This window comes from Mesorhizobium sp. B1-1-5 (genome assembly GCF_006443065.1).
Lineage (GTDB): Bacteria > Pseudomonadota > Alphaproteobacteria > Rhizobiales > Rhizobiaceae > Mesorhizobium.
Genome location: NZ_VFWS01000602.1, coordinates 1 through 1091, shown reverse-complemented (window position 1 = coordinate 1091; position 1091 = coordinate 1). Strand labels below are relative to the sequence as shown.

Annotated in this window: 2 protein-coding genes; one reads left to right on the top strand and one right to left on the bottom strand. The window is 64.0% G+C overall.

Annotation, left to right across the window (positions count from 1 at the left end; translation table 11 throughout):
• Positions 1-188 (bottom strand): hypothetical protein (locus tag FJ980_RS35155; protein ID WP_210243790.1); only part of this gene is annotated, 188 nt, incomplete at its 3' end.
• Between the two features lie 29 nt (positions 189-217).
• Here FJ980_RS35155 and FJ980_RS33665 point away from each other — a divergent pair.
• The coding region (locus FJ980_RS33665) for an LLM class flavin-dependent oxidoreductase (RefSeq protein ID WP_140547670.1) at positions 218-1091 on the top strand (874 nt) is incomplete at its 3' end.

The following is a 1091-nucleotide window of genomic DNA, read 5'->3' as shown; positions in this document are numbered from 1 at the left end:
ATGCCGGTGCTTTCGCCTATGTCGTCTTTGCCCTTGCGTTCGTGTTCACCGGGGCTGTTGTTCTGGGCCTCATTCCCTGAGCCGTGGTCCGGCCAGACTGACGACCCACCGCCTTCAGGCAATCGGAGTTGAATGAACAGGATCGCGGTGCGCTTTCGCGTGCGCCATTGATTCGTATTTGACCGCATCCGTGATTCCAGAGATGGAGGAGATGGCAATGCCGATCGAATTCACGCATGTGCCCGGCAAGACCCATCCTGCCGATAGCGCAGTTTCCTTTTTCTACGACTTTGCCGAGACGGCGACCAGGCTGGCGCTGATCGAGGATGGCGGTTTCCGCAACCTCGTCGTCGACGATCCGGCCGGCCTGCTGACCAATATGGATCTTGCCGCCCAGGTGCTGGACCGCAGCTCGTCGCTGGAAGTGGTCCTCACCCATTGGGCCGGCGTGGTCGAACCGACCGTGGCGGCGCGGCAACTTGCCTCGATCGACGCCCGCAGCGGCGGCCGCCTGGCGCTCAGGATGATCAGCGAGCCGTTAAGCGACGACGATGCCGAAGCGCGTCCGGTCGGACACGGTGTCCTCTGGCAGCGCATCGACGAATATCTGGTTCTGTTGAAGCGGCTATGGTCGAACGAGCAGCCTTTCGACCATGAAGGCGCGTTCTACAGCATCAAGGGCGGCTATGTTCCGCGCAAGGGGCCTCATGGTGCCGACCTCGTCATCCGCATGGGCGGGCAGTCCGGCACGGCACTGAAAGTGGCCGGCCGGCATGCCGACGTCTTCGAACTGGCGCCCGGTTCGATCGACGATGTCAGGCAGTTGATGGAGCGTGTGCGCAGCGCCGCCGCCGAACATGGCCGGGCCGCCAGACTACGCTTCGCCCTTCCGGTCCGCATCCACCGGGGAATTTCCTCGGCAGGGCACAAGGCGGTCGATGTCTCCGGTCCGCCGGCCCAGGCCGCCCTGTCGCTGCTTGCTTACGCGGCTCTCGGCATCGATGAATTCATGATCGTCGGTGTCGACACGCCGCGCGAGATCGCGACAGTCGGCCGCGAGACGATCGCGCTGCTGCGCAATTCGCTGGCGC